The sequence below is a fragment of the Mesorhizobium sp. M1273 genome (assembly GCF_040318195.1).
Classification (GTDB): domain Bacteria; phylum Pseudomonadota; class Alphaproteobacteria; order Rhizobiales; family Rhizobiaceae; genus Mesorhizobium.
This window is the reverse complement of the sequence record NZ_JAMYLV010000006.1, coordinates 163,499-179,842: the sequence shown is the minus strand read 5'-3', so window position 1 is coordinate 179,842 and position 16,344 is coordinate 163,499. Positions and strand designations below refer to the sequence as shown.

18 protein-coding genes and 1 riboswitch are annotated in these 16,344 nt (G+C 62.3%); of the genes, 10 read left to right on the top strand and 8 right to left on the bottom strand.

The features are described from left to right. Nucleotides 1-55: 55 nt before the first annotated feature. Complete coding sequence (locus NKH30_RS09640; RefSeq protein WP_352994990.1) at nt 56-439, bottom strand: DUF1330 domain-containing protein; 384 nt, start codon at nt 437-439, stop codon at nt 56-58. A gap of 153 nt (nt 440-592) precedes the next feature. Between NKH30_RS09640 and NKH30_RS09635 the strand changes: the two genes are divergently transcribed. Further along, a complete protein-coding gene (locus NKH30_RS09635) occupies nt 593-1,483 on the top strand; it encodes a LysR family transcriptional regulator (RefSeq protein ID WP_352994988.1) in 891 nt (296 codons plus the stop codon). Nucleotides 1,484-2,614: 1,131 nt separating this feature from the next. On the opposite strand, the gene NKH30_RS09630 is transcribed toward NKH30_RS09635, so the two are convergent. From NKH30_RS09630 to NKH30_RS09605, 6 genes are read right to left on the bottom strand one after another with little or no spacing between them, the layout of a single operon-like run. Then, nucleotides 2,615-3,208 (bottom strand): HupE/UreJ family protein, encoded by a 594-nt coding sequence (locus NKH30_RS09630; protein ID WP_352542650.1) that lies wholly within the window; start codon nt 3,206-3,208, stop codon nt 2,615-2,617. Nucleotides 3,209-3,255: 47 nt separating this feature from the next. Further along, nucleotides 3,256-3,795 (bottom strand): hypothetical protein, encoded by a 540-nt coding sequence (locus NKH30_RS09625; protein WP_352474461.1) that lies wholly within the window; start codon nt 3,793-3,795, stop codon nt 3,256-3,258. Nucleotides 3,796-3,797: 2 nt separating this feature from the next. Continuing rightward, complete coding sequence (locus NKH30_RS09620) at nt 3,798-5,006, bottom strand: agmatinase family protein (protein WP_352542649.1); 1,209 nt, start codon at nt 5,004-5,006, stop codon at nt 3,798-3,800. Nucleotides 5,007-5,016: 10 nt separating this feature from the next. Then, nucleotides 5,017-5,826 (bottom strand): ATP-binding cassette domain-containing protein, encoded by an 810-nt coding sequence (locus tag NKH30_RS09615; RefSeq protein WP_352542648.1) that lies wholly within the window; start codon nt 5,824-5,826, stop codon nt 5,017-5,019. Beyond that, nucleotides 5,823-6,701: an ABC transporter permease gene (locus tag NKH30_RS09610; protein ID WP_352474480.1), complete on the bottom strand. Its 879-nt coding sequence runs from the start codon at nt 6,699-6,701 to the stop codon at nt 5,823-5,825. Before NKH30_RS09610 ends, NKH30_RS09615 begins: the two co-directional genes overlap by 4 nt. A gap of 38 nt (nt 6,702-6,739) precedes the next feature. Beyond that, nucleotides 6,740-7,804, bottom strand: a complete 1,065-nt coding sequence (locus NKH30_RS09605) for a putative urea ABC transporter substrate-binding protein (protein ID WP_352994985.1) — start codon at nt 7,802-7,804, stop codon at nt 6,740-6,742. Between the two features lie 102 nt (nt 7,805-7,906). Further along, nucleotides 7,907-8,022: riboswitch (guanidine-I (ykkC/yxkD leader) on the bottom strand. Nucleotides 8,023-8,405: 383 nt separating this feature from the next. Here NKH30_RS09605 and NKH30_RS09600 point away from each other — a divergent pair. The 7 genes from NKH30_RS09600 (at nt 8,406) to NKH30_RS09570 (ending at nt 13,913) form a co-directional block, all read left to right on the top strand. Beyond that, nucleotides 8,406-9,047, top strand: a complete 642-nt coding sequence (locus tag NKH30_RS09600; protein WP_352474465.1) for an NADPH-dependent F420 reductase — start codon at nt 8,406-8,408, stop codon at nt 9,045-9,047. Further along, nucleotides 9,044-10,531, top strand: coding sequence for an aldehyde dehydrogenase family protein (locus NKH30_RS09595; RefSeq protein WP_352994982.1), 1,488 nt, complete (start codon nt 9,044-9,046; stop codon nt 10,529-10,531). Before NKH30_RS09600 ends, NKH30_RS09595 begins: the two co-directional genes overlap by 4 nt. Then, complete coding sequence (locus NKH30_RS09590) at nt 10,528-11,298, top strand: type 1 glutamine amidotransferase domain-containing protein (RefSeq protein ID WP_352542646.1); 771 nt, start codon at nt 10,528-10,530, stop codon at nt 11,296-11,298. The genes NKH30_RS09595 and NKH30_RS09590 overlap by 4 nt, the downstream gene beginning before the upstream one ends. Before the next feature lie 146 nt (nt 11,299-11,444). Further along, nucleotides 11,445-11,789 (top strand): hypothetical protein, encoded by a 345-nt coding sequence (locus tag NKH30_RS09585; RefSeq protein WP_352542645.1) that lies wholly within the window; start codon nt 11,445-11,447, stop codon nt 11,787-11,789. Between the two features lie 75 nt (nt 11,790-11,864). Beyond that, nucleotides 11,865-12,659, top strand: a complete 795-nt coding sequence (locus NKH30_RS09580) for a helix-turn-helix domain-containing protein (protein WP_352474471.1) — start codon at nt 11,865-11,867, stop codon at nt 12,657-12,659. Nucleotides 12,660-12,729: 70 nt separating this feature from the next. After that, entirely contained in the window at nt 12,730-13,107 is a 378-nt protein-coding gene (locus NKH30_RS09575; RefSeq protein ID WP_352542669.1) for a YdeI/OmpD-associated family protein, read from the top strand. Next, nucleotides 13,104-13,913, top strand: a complete 810-nt coding sequence (locus NKH30_RS09570; RefSeq protein WP_352994980.1) for an MBL fold metallo-hydrolase — start codon at nt 13,104-13,106, stop codon at nt 13,911-13,913. The genes NKH30_RS09575 and NKH30_RS09570 overlap by 4 nt, the downstream gene beginning before the upstream one ends. A 160-nt stretch (nt 13,914-14,073) precedes the next feature. On the opposite strand, the gene NKH30_RS09565 is transcribed toward NKH30_RS09570, so the two are convergent. Then, entirely contained in the window at nt 14,074-14,943 is an 870-nt protein-coding gene (locus NKH30_RS09565) for a LysR family transcriptional regulator (RefSeq protein WP_352542643.1), read from the bottom strand. Between the two features lie 235 nt (nt 14,944-15,178). Here NKH30_RS09565 and NKH30_RS09560 point away from each other — a divergent pair, with 235 nt between their 5' ends. After that, a complete protein-coding gene (locus NKH30_RS09560; protein ID WP_156937304.1) occupies nt 15,179-15,334 on the top strand; it encodes a YjiS-like domain-containing protein in 156 nt (51 codons plus the stop codon). Between the two features lie 10 nt (nt 15,335-15,344). Then, complete coding sequence (locus NKH30_RS09555) at nt 15,345-16,328, top strand: aldo/keto reductase (protein ID WP_352994977.1); 984 nt, start codon at nt 15,345-15,347, stop codon at nt 16,326-16,328. The last annotated feature ends 16 nt before the right edge of the window (nt 16,329-16,344 follow it).

The window sequence follows — 16,344 nt, the reverse complement described above, 5'->3', positions numbered from 1 at the left end:
GATGGACAGCGGGGGCTAACGTCCCCATATCGGTATCCACCGCTAGCGGACTGCGTCACTGCGGAAGGCCGGCGCCTTCGGTAATGATGCGAAATCCTTCGGTCGACTTGGTAAAAAACTGCCGGGCCGCCGTGTATTCGGGCGAGTTGTAGTAGCGCTTGGCGTCAGCAAGGCTCGGGAACTCGGCGATGGCGATCACCGATCTCGAGCTTCCTTCGATGGCAGTGACATTGGGATTGTAGACGATCACGCGGCCGCCATACTGGGTGACGAGCGGCGAGGCGGCTTCGATGTACTGCTGAAACACCGCCTGGTCCTTAATGTCATAGCTGCCGATCATGTAGGCGCGGGGGACGGAGCCAGTCGCTTCCTGAGCAAAGGCGGCCGGGCTCACGATCATGGTGAGGGCGGCGAGCGCGCCCACGATTACCTTCTTCATTTTGTTCTCCTTCAGTGGGCCAGTTGGACGGGTAGGTATTGCGCGGAGAATTGCTCCGGTGGACCGTCTGGCCTTGATGTCAGGAAGTTAGCTCCTTTAGCGGCATGCAATTAGATGGTATAATTTGCATGAGCTTAGAAGGGGGATTGATGAATGCGTCGCGACAGCCTGGATGACTTCCTGACCTTCATCGCCGTCGCCCGCGAGCGCAGCTTCACCAAGGCGGCCGCCATGCTCGGCGTGTCGCAGTCGGCTCTGAGCTATTCGATCCGGACGATGGAAGAGCGCCTCGGCGTTAGGCTGCTGACCCGCACGACCCGCAGCGTCTCGCTAACCGAAGCGGGGGATCGCCTGTTTCGAAGCATCGCTCCCAAGTTAGATGAGATCGCAAGCGAGATTGCCGCCCTCAGCGCCCTGCGCGACAAGCCGGCCGGCACAGTCCGGATCACCACCGTGGAGCATGCCGGCGAGACCATCATCTGGCCCGCCATGGTCGGGCTCATGCGCGACTATCCCGACATCAGGGTCGAGATTATCCACGACTACGGCTTGGCAGACATTGCGGCCGATCGCTTCGATGCGGGTGTACGGCTTGGCGAACAGGTGGACAAGGACATGATCTCGGCGCGCGTTGGGCCAGACTTCCGCATGGCGGTTGTGGTAGCGCCTTCATACTTCGCAAGCCGCTCCCGTCCGGTCACGCCTGAAGACCTTGCCGATCATGCGTGCATACCCCTGCGACTGCCCACAGGCGGCTGTGCACCGTGGGAGTTTCGCAAGGAGGGGCGGGAGTTGAAGGTGCGCGTTCAAGGACACGCCGCGTTCAACACCCTCGCGATGATCTGTCAGGCCAGCCTTGAAGGATTCGGGCTCGCCTATCTGCCCGAGGATCTGGTGACCTACCCACTCGAACAGGGTCGCCTGGTGCGTGTTCTTGAGGACTGGTGCCCCCTTCGGCCGGGATATCACCTGTATTATCCAAGCCGGCGTCAACTCTCGCCGGCTTTCGCACTCGTGCTGGAAACGCTGCGCTACCGCGACTGAGTGCGGTTGAAATAAGGATCGTCAGACCTCGGCGACCATGGCACCTATCCAAGCCACTCAGGTACAGGAAGTCCGGAGCGTCCGTTTCCCACCGATCCCGGTCTTCCCCAATTCATGAGTTCACGGCCTAGAAAACTCAGCCCTTTTTCATCGGAGCAACTGCTCGTCAACATGCACGAGAACTGCGCTGTTATGAGAATGCTCGCGGTGGCGCAAGTTGCTCGGCCGGCCGCGGTTTTCGAGGCAAGGCCGTCGGCACCGGTGCGCTGCCCAAGCCTGCAAATGCCCGTGAACCTGACTCGGCGAATGACCGCATTCGGCATCAGAAGGTGGGACAAATTAACCGAAAAACATCGGAAAGCATAGTAACGCAACACAGTCCCACTGTCGAATAACCCTTTGATATTTCTGACTTTCCAAGCACCCTCCGGGCCCACCATTATCGTTATCTTTCAATGATTTAGAGGCATTGTTGCACTTGGTTAGCCAAGTCAAGGCTGGCGAACCGCCGTCCATAGCGTTTGATTTTATTGACTTATGGTGGGCCTGTGGAGGCCGCAGATGTGTTGCCAACCGCCGGTGGAGTGTCAGGATCGTTTATCAAGTGCTTGAACGACGCCGGCACGGTGTTCGGAATAGAAAGCCGCGCATAGTCCCCTACGCAATCGACCTCGAATTACTGTCTGGATGCTACATCGGCCATCGCCGCACCCCAGGCGATCTCGTAGCCCATGCGTGAGAAGCCGAATTCGCGATCGAATGTGTTCGGCGCTTTGACACGCCAGTTCTTCATGACCTCGCCCGGGAGGCCGCCAGCAGCGGCGACGACCAAGTCACGCTCGCCGGCACGGAGTTCACGACGGCGATCATTTGGCGTAGCTGGGAACAGGCCGGCTACGTCAGGCAAGACGGTCCGGCTGCAGCTAGGAAGTTAGTCGCGACCCACGGCGGACCGCTCCGTACGCGCGCGCGGCTTACGGCAAGCTGCTAGCCTCAATCTCCGGATGAGATCAGGGTCGCTCAGACCGGGTATTCAGGATCTGGTACAGCACGTTTCGAATGCGCTGCCAAACGGTTAGCCGGTTGATCACGCCTTCGCCTCCTGTTCATCGCAGATGAATGGGCTGCGGTTCAGATGATCTGTGCCGCCAGCGCCACGCCGACCAACGACGTGCCGACGCCTGCCGTGCGGATGGCTCGCGGCCAGCGCCGAAGTGTCAGGGCGGCTAACGCGCCGGTCGCGTGAAGAGCCGAAGTAGCGACCACTAAGCCGATTGCATAAGCGATGCCGCTGGCCGTCTCGGGAATTTCGAGGCCATGGGCATTGCCGTGGAAGAGGGCGAAGAGAGCAGTCAGCGAGGCGGCCACAGCGAGCGGAAGCGGCTTGGCAAGCGCCATTATCGCGCCGAAGACCACCAGCGACAGCGTTATGCCGGTTTCCAGTGAGGGCAGGCCGATGCCGGCGATACCGAGCAGGGCGCCAGCGAGCATCGCCGAGACAAAGCACGACGGCACGATGATGATCCCCTTGCCGCCGGCGCGAGCGGCAATGATGCCTACAGCCATCATGGCAAGCAGGTGGTCCATACCGGTCAGCGGGTGCTGAAGGCCGTCTACAAACCCGTGGGCATGAAAACCGCCGCTATGGGCGAAGGCCAATGAGGGGATGAGGGTTGTGGCGGCTGCCAGGGCGAGTCTACCGAAGAATGAAAGCGTTCTGTTCATGGTTCTGGACCTGTTTGATAGGGGTGCGATCGGTTCAAGGCCGGTGCTCATTGTCCGGCCCCTGGCATGGTGAATTGTGCGGCGCCGGACCTGTCGGCCAGAAGTCGGGCCTCGCCGAAGTCAAGGGGCGTTTGTGCCTTGCCGTTATGGTAGACGAAGGCCAGGCGGCGCCGGCGCGACGTCAGTTTCGCGGGCAGCGGGTGATAGGTGACGCCGGCGCCGCCAATCAGCGGCATGACGGCGCCGACATCGACCATGTCCTGCGTCTCGACGCGCAGAAGATGCAGCCGCACGCCGTCGGCGGTCTCGCCGACGAACGGAATCCCGGCGAGGCGCAGGAAACTGGACGGGTCGGGCGCCCGCGAAAACCCTTCGAGAAACGCGATCTCGACGAGATCGAGATCGGTCGCCCGCGCGTCGGCGGGTTCGGGCGCATGGTCGTGCGGTAGATGCGGTGTCTGCCATTGCAACGGCTTGCCGGCCGGCCCGTTGTGGCCGACGGGGTGGGGATGGTGATGATGACCGTTCGGCCCGTGATGGTGACCGTCGCCATGATCATGGCTGTGGTGGTGATGATCATCGTGCATGGTCAAAAGCTCGTCGGCTTGTCGATGATGGATTTGTGTTTGCCGAGATTGCCGTGCGCGACCATCGAGCCGAGCGCCTCGACGACAACCCGCACGCCAAACAGCGCCGTGATGTCTGACGTGTCGTAGGGCGGCGACACCTCGACCACTTCCAGTCCGCAGATGCCGGGCGCCGACACTAGCCCGAGCAGCTTCAGTGCCTCGCGCGGCAGGAAGCCACCGGGCTCCGGCCAGCCCGTACCCGGCACGAAACCGCAATCGATGCTGTCGACATCGAAGGAGATGTATACGGCGTCGGTGTCCTTCCATGCGATCTCGAGCGCGATCTCGGCCGCCTTCTCCAGCCCCATCTGTTCGATATCGGAGATCGTCAGCACGTTGGTTCCGCGCTTTCTCGCCTCGGCCACGCCGTAGCGGGGCACCTGCCAGCCGCCGATACCGAGCTGCACCAGATTGGTGGCCGAGACGTTCGGCAGGTTGGTCGCCCAATACCAGGGCGTCGTGTGCATACGTTCGTCGAGATCCTTTTCCTGGATGTCGATGTGGCGGTCGAAATGGATAATGCCGATTCGCTTGGAGGTCACGTCGGCGATGCCGCGCACGCACGGAAACCCGATCGAATGGTCGCCGCCGAGCATGATCGGCAGCGCGCCGGACGAGGCGACATGGCTGACGCCCTTGGTGATCTGGTCGAAGCTCTTTTCGAGATTGGCGGGGATGGTGAAGACGTCGCCGGCGTCGCAAAGCGTCATCTGCTCGCGCAGGTCGACACCGAGCTCGTAATTGTAAGGCGTGTAAAGCGCCGAGATGCGGCGCATGCCTTGCGGCCCGAAGCGGGTTCCGGGCCGGTAAGTGGTGCCGCTGTCGAAAGGAATGCCCATGACGGCAGCGTCATATCTGCCGACATCGCGGACGTTCTCGACATAGGGCGCCTTGAGGAAGGTGTTGATGCCGGCGAAGTGCGGCAACTCGCCTCGCGCGAATGTCGGGATCGACTTGTCGATGATCGAATCCGATCCGGGCAGGCCCATGTCGAGTGCCCATTTCTGTTCCTTGCGCCAGCCGTCCTCGGGCAGCTTTCCTTCCGCCTCGATAGACTTCCAGCCCTGCATGTCGCGGATCTCGAAGTTCGGATGGTGGAAGCGTTGGCGTGGCTGGTGGTCGGTGAGCCCGGCGCGACGATGCCGGCGTTCTGGACTATCTCTGTGCATGAAACCTCCTTCACGACGCCGTCGTCGCGATTGCGTTATCCAGTCGGGTCGTCCCGACCATCGCGGCCACTTCGGCCACGTCTCGTGCGGAAGCCCGGTGCTTGCGGTCGAGCTTCAGATCGTAGGTGATCGTCGCGCCATAGGCGGACGGGAACTGGGGGTCGTGGCGCACCTTGTCGAAGACCAGCACGCGGGTGCCGAGCTTGAATGCCTCGCCGATATCGTGGGTGACCATGACCACGGTCATGCCGTGCTCGGTCCAGAGCTCGGTGAGCAGCTCATGCATCTCGATGCGAATACCGGGATCGAGTGCGCCGAAGGGCTCGTCGAGAAGCAGGATCTGCGGCCGGCCGAGCAAGGTCTGCGCGATCGCCAGCCGCTGCTGCATGCCGCCAGAAAGCATGGCCGGATAGAGGTCGCGCGCATGGCCAAGCCCGACCCGTTCCAGCATGGTTTCGGCTTCTTGCCTGGCGCTTGTGCGCCTGGCGCCGAAGACGCGGCCGAACGGTCCGCCCGAACGGAAGTCCTCGACCAGCAGCAAGTTCTGCAACGCGGTCAGATGCGGAAACACGGAATAGCGCTGGAAGACGATGCCGCGCTGCGGCGTCGGCTCCGGCACGATCGGCTGGTCGCCGACGACGACCACGCCGCCACTTTGCTGTTCCTGGCCAAGCAGGATGCGCAGGAACGTCGATTTTCCACAACCGCTGGCGCCAACCAGCGACAGGAATTCACCCGCTTCGGCGGAGACGTTGACCCGTTCCAGCACGCGGGCGTCGCCGTAGCTCTTCTCCAGTCCATGGACGAGGATCCGGCTCATCTGCGCCGCACCGGATGAGCCCAGGGCGAGATGACGTGAGAGAGCCGCACGAGCAGCCAGTCGGTCATCACCGCAAGCAGCGTGATCCAGGCGACGTAAGGCAGGATGACGTCCATCGACAGGTAGCGACGAACGAGGAAGATGCGGTAGCCGAGCCCCTCGGTGGAGGCGATGGCTTCTGCCGCGATCAGGAACAGCCAGGCCGGCCCAAGCGCCAGCCGTACGCAAGTGATGAGGCGCGGCATGACCTGTGGCAGCACCAGCCTGAGCACCATGGTCCAGCTGTTGCCGCCGAGCGTCTGTGCCTTGGCGACGAGCTCCGGCGGCAATTCCATCACCCGGTTGGCGATGTCGCGCACCATGACCGGTGCGACGCCGAGAGCGATCAAGGTGATCTTGGCCGTTTCGCCGAGGCCGAGCGCAATGAACAGGATCGGCAGCAGCGCCAGTGGCGGGATGACGCAGACAACTGTGACCAAGGGCAGCAGAAAGGCCCTGACGCGCGGGATGAAACCTATGGCGACGCCGAGGCTGAGCGCCACCAGCGTGGCCATGCCGACTCCGGCGAACAGCCTGATCAGGCTGGCATAGGTGTCGGCCCACAGGATCAGGTCGCCGGAGCGCTTGTCCGGCACTGTCGCCAGGTCTGAAAAGGCCGACCACATCTGTGCAGGGGAGGGCAGCAGCTTGTCGCTGGGATTGACCGCCAGCCTTTGCGACGAAGCGAAGAGATAGGCAATCGCCACGGCGGCAAACGGCAGCGTCCCAAGCAGCAACGCTCCGCCGCGCGAGACCGTCGCGTTGATGAGGCGAAGCCGCGCTTTCGGCCTGCTAGGTTGCAGGCGGGCGACTTCGGGGCCTGCCGCGGCCTGCATGATGCCGGTACCTCTGACTAGCATGTCGCGCTCCCGCGTCAGAGCGTTCCGCCCGCCGCCTCTGCCATAAAGGCCGGATCGAAGCGCAGCTCGACGTTGTTGACATCGCCCAGCGTCGAGCCATCGGGGAAGCTCATGCCGATCACGTCGACGGTCGGCGCGTTGGTACCAAGAATGCCGTGGCTGAACAGGAAGTTGCGCACCAGATCCATGGTCTTCGGCAGTTCGGCGCCGTTGGTGAATGCGACCGCCTTGGCCGGCTCGAAGAACATCGCCGTTGATGCAAGCTGAGCGTCGAAACCGGCAAGATCCGTCCCCGACGCCTTGGCCATCTCTTCCTTGGCCGCCTTGCCATCGGGCGTGCCCGACGTCATCAGCGCCATGGCTTCATACCATGCACCGACAAGCGCCTTGCCCAAGGACGGATTGTCCTTCAGCGTCGCGGTGTTGACGACCATCATGTCGATGATCTCGCCGGGAATCTCAGTCGAATCGAATACCTTGTGGGCGCCCGGCATGGCGGCGATTTCCGAGACCAGCGGATTCCAGGTGACGACGGAGGTGACATCGCTGGTGCCGTAGGCAGCGACCATGTCGGCATCGGAGGTGTTCACCACCGTAATGTCCTTTTCGGCCAACCCCACCGTCTCCAGTGCGCGCGCAAGTAGGTAATGTGAGACGGAAAGCTCGACGAGATTGACCTTCTGGCCGGCAATATCCTTGAGCGCGGCCTTGTTCTTGAGGATGACCGCGTCGTTGCCGTTGGAGAAATCGCCGACGATCAGGGCCGTCGTGTCGACACCGCCGCCGGCCGGGATCGAAAGCGCATCCATGTTGGTCATCGAACAGCCGTCAAAGCCGCCGGCGGTGTACTGGTTGATGCTCTCGACATAGTCGTTGATGCGGGTGATCTCGACATTGATGCCGTATTTGTCGGCCCACTTCTTCATGATGCCGCTGTCGGAAAGATAGCCCCACGGCATCCAGCCGACATAGATCGACCAGCAAATCTTGAAGTCTTTCTTGGGCGCCGCTTGCGCGGCTGAGATGAAGGGGAGGCTGAGTGATGCGGCTAGGATGATTGCGGCCAGTTTGCGAAGCATTGCATACCCCTGTTTGCGATCCGGATTGCGTCCGAACGTCTGTTTGGGGGGTTCACGGAGCGCGCATCCGGGAGAGGTTCGCGCCAGCAAACCCGTGCAGGGTTCTCCCGGGATTTTGGCCCGCCGTGTTCCGCCGGATGCCTCAATGCATCTCAAGCGGTCGCGTCTCTTGGACCAGCACCGTGATCGACACGGCCGGAACCCTAGACGCTCTGCACGTGAACAACGAAGCAAGGGGCGTGCCAGTCCGGAAAGCCGTCCTGAGGCGGCCTTTCCCCGGATTTGCAGGCAATCGCGTTATGCTGATGCCACAAAAGTCATCGCAACGCCGACGGATTAGGCAAAGAAAATCTAGCGTCAACCAATATGAGCAGCCTTGTGCCCTGGGGAACTGCGCTGAGAAAATGGTACCCTGCTCTATAGTCGCCCCGCACATATGTCCCCAGTAGGGACACATTCAGGGGAGGGCGTGAACGCCGATCCGGATGCCAATTGGCGCCGACCCATGTGACAAGTGCGCCCGATCGTGCAAGGGCAATTCGTGAAATAAGCGCGACTGCAATGATGCTAGGGAAGCCCGATCGCGTGTCGGGAGGCAGTTGTGAAAGTTGCGATCATCGGACCAGGCTCGCTCGGGAAGGCCTTGGCGAAACGTCTTGGCCTCGCCGGGCACGAAATTCGCCTCAGCTTCAGTCGTGACGAAGGCAAGTTGCGCGCAATCGCGGCAACCCTCCGTGTTGGCTTCGGTGCCCCTGACGAAGTAGCGAGATGGGCCGACGTAATTGCCCTGGCGACGCCATGGCCGGCTCTCGAGTTGGCGATGGACGCGCTTGGCGATTTGTCGGGCAAGGTCGTCTGGGACAATACCAATGCAGTCGCGCCTGACCTTTCCACGATGCTGCTAGGCACTGCGACTTCTGTAGGCGAGGAGGTTCAGAGGCACGCGCCGGGCGCGCTTGTCGTCAAGTGCATTCCGACGTTTGCCGAATTGCTTGACAGGGATGATCCGCGTCTCAACGGCGATCCGGTGACGAGCTATGTCGCCGGCAATGACGCTAATGCCAAGGCGGCGGTTTGCCGGCTTCTCGCCGATCTACCGACAATGCCGGTCGATGTCGGCGATCTCACGGCCTCGCGCCTGATCGAGCCGATGATGCTGCTATTGGTCCAACTCGCCTATCGGCGGGGGATGGGGCCGACAATTTCCTTCAATCTCATTCGACAGGACGGAACCGGTTCATGACTGATTATCTACCCGCGCGGCGCAACGCGATTCCAGTAGGACGTCTGCTGATCGATGGCCAATGGCGCGATGCCGTCAGTGGCGAGACTTCGACGACTTTTGATCCGACCACGGAGGCGGCTATCACCGATATTGCGAAGGCGGACGTCACCGACACGAGCGATGCCGTCGCGGCCGCGCAGCGGGCTTTCGAGCAAGGACCCTGGGCGCGGATGCATCATGAGGAGCGCGCCAAGATCCTGTTTCGCATCGCCGATCTGATGGACGAGCGGGCCGAGGATTTCGCGGTGCGCGAGGCGATGGATATGGGTATGCCCTATCGCGATTTCCGCGATATCATCATGCCGCACTGCTCAGGACTGTTCCGCTTTCATGGCGGGCTCGCCATGAGCGCGATGGACGGCGCCTATCGTACAAGCTACGAACCAAATATCAGGATCCTGACGCGGCGCGAGCCGCTCGGCGTGGTCGCTGCGATCACCCCGTTCAATTTTCCCCTCGCGCTGTCCTGTTCGAAGATCGCGGCGGGTAACACGGTCGTTCACAAGCCTGCGACCGACACGCCCCTGACGGCCCTCGCCTTGGCGCAAGTCATCCTCGACGCGGGCGTGCCGCCGGGCGTCTACAATCTCGTCACCGGCCCGGGCGGCACCATAGGCGACGCGCTGGTCAACGATGTCCGCGTCGACAAGATCGCCTTTACCGGGTCGACCGCCGTCGGCCAGGGCATCATGCGCAACGGTGCCGGGACGATGAAACACCTGACCATGGAGCTCGGCGGCAAGAGTCCCAATATCGTTTTCGCCGATGCCGATATCGATGCCGCGATACAGGCAGCCTTCTGGGGCATCTTCTGGAACAAGGGCGAAGTCTGCGTCGCCGGATCGCGCCTGCTGGTCGAACGCGCCTGTTATGACGAGGTCGTCGAGAAGCTGAGCGCCATGGCGAAGTCGGCGACGCTCGGCGATCCGCTGGACCCTGCGACGATGATCGGGCCGATCGCATCGCGGGGCGAGTATGACAAGGTCTTGAGCTATGTCGAAGAGGGCAAGCGCACCGCGCGACTGGCCGCGGGCGGCGGCACCCGCCAGGTCAACGGCAAGGGCCTCTTCATCGAGCCGACCATCTTCGCCGATGCGACCAACGACCTAAGGATATCGCGCGAAGAGATTTTCGGCCCTGTCCTGCCGGTGATTCCATTCGACAGCGAGGAGGACGCGATCCGGATCGCCAACGATACGAACTACGGGCTCGCCTCGGGCATCCAGACCAGCGATCTCGGCCGCGCCTTGCGGCTCGCTGACCGGATCAAGGCAGGCTCGGTCTGGCTGAACTGCTGGCACAAGTACCATCCTAATGCGCCGTTCGGAGGTTTCAAGATGAGCGGCTATGGCCGCGAGCAGGGCCGCGAGGCGTGGGAAAGCTACACCCAATACAAGACGATTTGGGCGAATCTTGGCGAACCGGTCGAGATGGCGCGATGAGCGTGCGCGATTCCAACCCACTCGACCCGCGGCATCCTAAACGCGTCGCGATGGTCCTTTCAAACCCGGCTGTGTCAACCACCACAGGCTGGCCGGTCGGGTTTTGGTGGAGCGAGTTAACTCATCCCTGGCTCGCCTTCACCGCGCGCGGATATAAAGTCGCGATCTTCTCGCCTGAGGGCGGCAAATGCGAGGCGGATGCGTTGAGCGACCCGCGCGATCCGTCCGGCTATTCGGATACGGATCTGATCTCGCTCGGTTTCCTGTCGACGCCGAAACTGGCGGCGCTGGTGGAGACGACCCGGCCCATCGCAGAGCTGTCGGTCGACGCGTTCGACGCGATCGTCGTCGCTGGCGGCCAGGCGCCGATGTTCACCTTCGAAGACGCAACTGAGTTGCAGCGGCTGTTCGTCAACTTCTTCGCGGCCGGCAAGGTCGCGGCTGCCTTGTGTCATGGCGTCGCGCTGCTGCGTTACGCGCGCCTCTCAACCGGCGAGCTGCTGGCCAAAGGGCGCACTGTTACGGGGTTCGCCAATGTCGAGGAGGACTTCGCCGACAATGCCGTCTGGGAGATGGGCGCGCTGCCGCACGGTACGCATCTGATGCCATGGCGGATCGAGGATGAGATGCGTGCGCTCGGCGCGAACTATATTCAGGCCGGGCTGTGGCGCGATTTTGCCGTGCGCGACGGCAATTTGATCACCGGCCAGCAGAACTTCTCCGGAGCGGCGACCGCCCGTCTTGTCATCGAGGCGCTCGGTGGCTGAGGACCAAAGACCGCTCCTGTCGGTGAAGTTCGGGAGACAAACTCGCCGTCAGGGCGGGCGATGCCAAACGACATCGGCCCAATAGGATCCGGGGTCCGTCCAAGAACTCCACCTCAAACAACCACTATCAGCAGCGAGGATGAACCATGGCCGTAGTGACGACACTTGATATTGCCGGCCTGACGGCCGAAGATTATAGCCGCATCCTCGATCGGATCGGCGTGGAGAAACGGCCCGCTGGCGGCATCTACCAGCACATCGCGCATGCCACAGACGATGGTTATCGCATCATCGAGATATGGGACGACAAGGCAGGCCTGGAGCTCTTCTTGCAGGACACATTGTTTCCCGCCGCACAGGAACTGCAAGTTCAGCGTGAAATGACCATTATGACCCAGACACTGCACAATATCTTTGTGCCCCGGATTGGTGAACTGACTGCCCTGGCAAATGATGCGCCTGGTGGACCCGACAAACGGGCAAAAGTGTAGGCATCAAGGATCGAGGATGCGGCGATCGATCATCGAAGTCCTGGAGGAACTTGCGTCCGGACGCCCGGTACAACGATGGTGATCGCGGCAAGTGCAAAGAGGTTGTTCTTTCCTGCCGGCGACTATCGCCATGCGCCGGCCGGAGTCGTTCAGCTGCGTGTGATTCGCAGCGGTTCATCCTATGCAGAGATCGATCTTGGCCGCGGGCTGCGGCGCGTCTTCACCCGCCCCGGCGACCTGCTGCTCAGTCTTCCCGAGCGTGCCACGCGGTTCAAGATCGAGGAGCCGCGAGAGCTGACGATGATCACCGTTGACTCCGCGCTGGCGTCAAGGCTCCTGGTATCCGCAGGCGGGACCCCCGAGGACCTGGTAATCCTGACCGATCGACCGATACGCGATTCGCTGGTGGCCGAGTTGTGTCGACGCCTCGAAGGCGACCCGCCCGCCAACCCGATCGTCCGCGAATGGACGCTGGGCCTGGTTTTCGCGAACCTGCTTCGTCTCGGGCATGCACGCCAGCGGCAGCAGAAGTCTCCGGTCCTAACCTCGCAGCGGTTCGACCGGGTCCTCGCTGCGATTGACGGCGATCTGGAAAAGGGGGTGTCGATCGACCATCTTGCTGGAATCGCGGGAATACCACGACGCGCCTTCACCGCCGCCTTTCGCGAGGCGACGCAATTGCCGGTACATCAATTCATTTTACGCCGCCGCGTTGATCGCGCGGTCGAGCTTTTGGAAAATAGCGATCTGCCGCTGGCCGAGATTGCTCAGCACGCGGGTTTCACTCACCAGGCCCATATGAATCGCGTCGTGACCCGATTGAAAGGGCTGTCGCCAGGCCGGCTGCGGTCTCGCAGGCGCGACGGCTGACTTGTGATCTATTCCAGCATCAGGATTCGAATGGCGGAGATGTGAGTTGCTGAAACGTCCGTTGGCTAAGATGCCCGACAGTTTGCGTGCAGAGCTCGAGGCCGCAAATCTGATGACTGCTTTCGAGCAACGGCCTCCCTATCAGCGCAATGATTACTTGCATTGGATCGAGCGCGCCCGTCACCCGGAAACACGCCGAAAGCGCATAAATCAGATGATTGACGAGCTTACGAAGGGAGAATCTACATGGGAATGCAATAAGAGCTGGCATCGCCGCGAAGCTAGCAGATCCGTCAACGATCATCTTCCGATCCATGGCCTATCGAGATCGGGTGCTTTCCGCATTGATCTTCATCGGTTTCCCACGTTTTGCGCAGAGGATGCAGAGAGCCAAATAGTGACAATCGAACCTATCCTCCATTTTCGTTTGCGGCAGGTGGCCATATGATCGTGACATCGCAAACCAATAACGTGCTCGGCAGCACGTCGGGAAGGTGGCGCGTCTGGTCGCTCTCGGACGGTTACATCGAGATGCCGGCGGACCTTCTGCGGGATCCGCAGGATAATCTGGTGCCGCAAGCTGCGAAGGCAGTGGCGCTTCGCCTGTCTGTCAATTGCTTCGCCCTTGCAGGTCCAGGCGTTGACGGCGTTCTGATCGACAGCGGAGGAGGGGGCTGGGCCCTGACAGTGGGGCGTCTTGAGCAGGCCATGGCGGAAGCCAAGATCGACCCGGCTTCGATCACGGTCTTGGCGCTCACCCACGCCCATCAGGATCATGTGCACGGACTTTTGACCCCCGACGGCCGAGTGCTCTTTCCAAACTTGAAGGCGATCGTAATTCCCGAGGCGGCTGTGCAGAGCTTTTTCGCTTACGCGCACCTTGCGCAGTTCCGGCCCCTGCTGAAGCCTGTCCAGAATGGCGACCAGGTGGGTGAGCGATTGAGGGCGGTCGCCTTGCCCGGTCATGCTGCCGGTCATACCGGCTACACGTTCGACACGGACGAGGATCGTTTCCTATTCTTCGGGGACATCGTTCATGTGCCGGCCTTGCAGTTCGGCAATCCCGCGTTCAGTTGGGGCTATGACGACGATCAGCTGACCGCGCGCGCAACCCGCCTAAAGGTTTTCAGTGACGCGGCCGAGGCGGGGACGTGGATCGCCGGCGCGCACCTTGGCTGGCCGGGCATCGGTCGCGTGGTGCGTAAGGGCGAAGCATACGGCTATGAGCCGGCAGGAGGACGAGTGACCGGATAGGCGGCCCCGTGCTGGTCGGTTTATACCGCTCTCTTCGCCCAAGGCAAGGATCTCGACGAGCAGCGCGCCGCACTCCGGCGTCCTCAACGGCGGCGGTACCATCGTCCGGCCCACCAAAATATCTGATTCTTGATCCACTGGCGGCCGATCTGCCTGAGGCTTACCGGATCGGCGTCTCGCCGCGAAACAGCGGCTGGTGCGCCCGCATCAAGGCGGCAATCCGGTCGGCGACTTTCCGTACCGGCGGGGAGTGACGTTCCTCGTGATGGGTGACGATCCATTGGTCGGTTTCGAGTTCGGGGATAGGCTGAGCAACGCGAACCAGCCGCGGATCGCCGTCACCGACGAAGCACGGAAAGACCGAAAGGCCGGCGCCGGCGGCCACCAGTTCGCGCACCGAGTGGGTGTTGTTGCCGCGTACGGCGATGCGGTCGCCGTGATGGGCTTGCAGCCAGCGCGCCGAGGCAATGTTTGCGCCTTCGCCGGTGACGCCGACGAACAATCCGGCGGCGATGCCGTTGATCAGGTGACGTCCGGAATAAATGGCGTGGGCGACCTTGCCGCTCTGACGGCCGGCCAGCCACTGCTCGGTCGGGCGCTCGCTGCGGATGCCGATGTCGGCGGCACGGCGGCCGATGTCGACCCGGTCGATGGTGGTGACGAGCTCTACCCTTATGCCGTCATCGACCGTCCAGATCTCGCCGATATGGGCGGAAACGAAGGCCGAGGTCCATGGCCCGGCCGAGACGCGGACAATGCGGTCGGGCAGGTTTCCCTCGCGCCAGCGGGTCAGCGACTGCATTGCCGCCTCGACGTCTTCGGCGCGCCGCAGCAGTTCCTCGCCGACCGGGGTCAGCCGGTAGCCGGTCTGCTGGCGCACGAACAGAGGTTCGCCGATCTGCTTTTCGAGCGCGGTGACGCGTCGTCCAAGGGTGGCTGCGCTGAGGCGCGTGGTTCCCGTCGCTGCGCTCAAGCCACCCAGCCGCGCAACGTCGAGAAACAACCTCAGATCGTCCCAGCCGATATCCATTTTGCAGAAATGAAAAACTCCTTGCGACCGTGGCTGTAGCGCAAAGCAGGCATCGTGCGCAAGTATGCAGGCATTGGAGGCGTTGGACAATCCTGCCTGGCGGGACAGGGACAAGCGCCTCGGCTGGCCAAGAAGCAAACTGAACCCTTTCGATCGCGCATGCGATTGGCGCAGAGGTTTTGCGCTTCCGACCAACCCAGGCGCGCAGGCATTCTGCGTACCAAAGGAGACGATCATGTTGGATGAACTTCGATACCGTTTCGCCCGCTGGATTGCCTATCGCCAGACGCTTGCGAGCTTGAGGCAGGCCCGGGACAGCACACTGGCGGATGCCGGCATTTCTCGCGAAGAGATCCGCGAGCGTGCCCGCCACGCCAGCTTGCGTCGTTGAGGAGCCGGGCATGCAGATGATGATGCTTTGGGATGGCCGCTCGGTACCGCGCATCGGCATCGGCACCTGGGCGGCGGGTGGCCCCGCGCGCTGGCGTGACACGGCGACAATCTATGGCGAGGTCGATGATATCAGGTCGCAAGCCGCGCTGGCGATGGCTTATGAGATCGGCGCGCGGGTGTTCGACACGGCTGCCGCCTACGGCGCCGGCAATGCCGAACTGATCCTCGGGCGGGCGTTGAGGGGTAAGGACGAAGCCGTCATCGTCACCAAGGTCGGCTATTTCGGCGATCCCGAAACGCGTAAGATCGCACCCGAGGATGCCTCTGCCGCGGCAATCCGGACATCGATCGACAATTCGCGGCAGCGCCTGCAGCGGGATTGTATCGACGTCGTGCTGCTACATATCAACGAGTATCCGATCGAGCGCGCCGGCGAGGTGTTCGATACGCTCGGCCTGTTGCGCCAGGAGGGCAAGATCGGCGGCTTCGGCTGGAGCACCGATCACCGCGAACGGCTTGCCGCCTACGCGCCGCGCGAGGGGTTCGTCGCCGTAGAGAACGACTTCAATGTGTTTATCCCGGCGAACGAGCTGATGGCCGTTGCGGCGCGCGAGAACCTCGTCTCGTTCAGCCGGCTGCCGCTGGCAATGGGGCTGCTCACCGGCAAATACACGCCGGCCATGCGGCTGCCCACCAACGATGTGCGCGGCGGGAATGCCGAATGGATGGTGTTTTTCAGGGATGGCGCCGCCAACCCGGACTATCTGTCAAGGCTCTCGGCAATCCGCGACCTGCTCACCTCGGGCGGACGCACGCTTGCGCAAGGCGCGCTCGGCTGGATACTCGCCAAGTCGGCAATCGCCTTGCCGGTTCCCGGCTTCACGCGGCCCGAGCAGGTCGAGGACAATCTCGGTGCGCTGGAAAAAGGGCCGCTGCCGGAAACGGTGATGGCCGAGATCGACGCAGTGCTGAATATTGCCGAGACTGCGTAGGGTGTGGTGAATCCGG

Coding starts and splice junctions, on each gene's coding strand:
- NKH30_RS09585 (WP_352542645.1), top strand. CDS start 11,445: ATGGCCGTAGTGACGACACTTGATATTGCCGGCCTGACGGCCGAAGAT.
- NKH30_RS09565 (WP_352542643.1), bottom strand. CDS start 14,943: ATGGATATCGGCTGGGACGATCTGAGGTTGTTTCTCGACGTTGCGCGG.
- NKH30_RS09570 (WP_352994980.1), top strand. CDS start 13,104: ATGATCGTGACATCGCAAACCAATAACGTGCTCGGCAGCACGTCGGGA.
- NKH30_RS09630 (WP_352542650.1), bottom strand. CDS start 3,208: ATGAACAGAACGCTTTCATTCTTCGGTAGACTCGCCCTGGCAGCCGCC.
- NKH30_RS09620 (WP_352542649.1), bottom strand. CDS start 5,006: ATGCACAGAGATAGTCCAGAACGCCGGCATCGTCGCGCCGGGCTCACC.
- NKH30_RS09595 (WP_352994982.1), top strand. CDS start 9,044: ATGACTGATTATCTACCCGCGCGGCGCAACGCGATTCCAGTAGGACGT.
- NKH30_RS09575 (WP_352542669.1), top strand. CDS start 12,730: ATGCCCGACAGTTTGCGTGCAGAGCTCGAGGCCGCAAATCTGATGACT.
- NKH30_RS09640 (WP_352994990.1), bottom strand. CDS start 439: ATGAAGAAGGTAATCGTGGGCGCGCTCGCCGCCCTCACCATGATCGTG.
- NKH30_RS09580 (WP_352474471.1), top strand. CDS start 11,865: ATGGTGATCGCGGCAAGTGCAAAGAGGTTGTTCTTTCCTGCCGGCGAC.
- NKH30_RS09635 (WP_352994988.1), top strand. CDS start 593: ATGCGTCGCGACAGCCTGGATGACTTCCTGACCTTCATCGCCGTCGCC.
- NKH30_RS09625 (WP_352474461.1), bottom strand. CDS start 3,795: ATGCACGATGATCATCACCACCACAGCCATGATCATGGCGACGGTCAC.
- NKH30_RS09610 (WP_352474480.1), bottom strand. CDS start 6,701: ATGCAGGCCGCGGCAGGCCCCGAAGTCGCCCGCCTGCAACCTAGCAGG.
- NKH30_RS09615 (WP_352542648.1), bottom strand. CDS start 5,826: ATGAGCCGGATCCTCGTCCATGGACTGGAGAAGAGCTACGGCGACGCC.
- NKH30_RS09605 (WP_352994985.1), bottom strand. CDS start 7,804: ATGCTTCGCAAACTGGCCGCAATCATCCTAGCCGCATCACTCAGCCTC.
- NKH30_RS09590 (WP_352542646.1), top strand. CDS start 10,528: ATGAGCGTGCGCGATTCCAACCCACTCGACCCGCGGCATCCTAAACGC.
- NKH30_RS09560 (WP_156937304.1), top strand. CDS start 15,179: ATGTTGGATGAACTTCGATACCGTTTCGCCCGCTGGATTGCCTATCGC.
- NKH30_RS09555 (WP_352994977.1), top strand. CDS start 15,345: ATGCAGATGATGATGCTTTGGGATGGCCGCTCGGTACCGCGCATCGGC.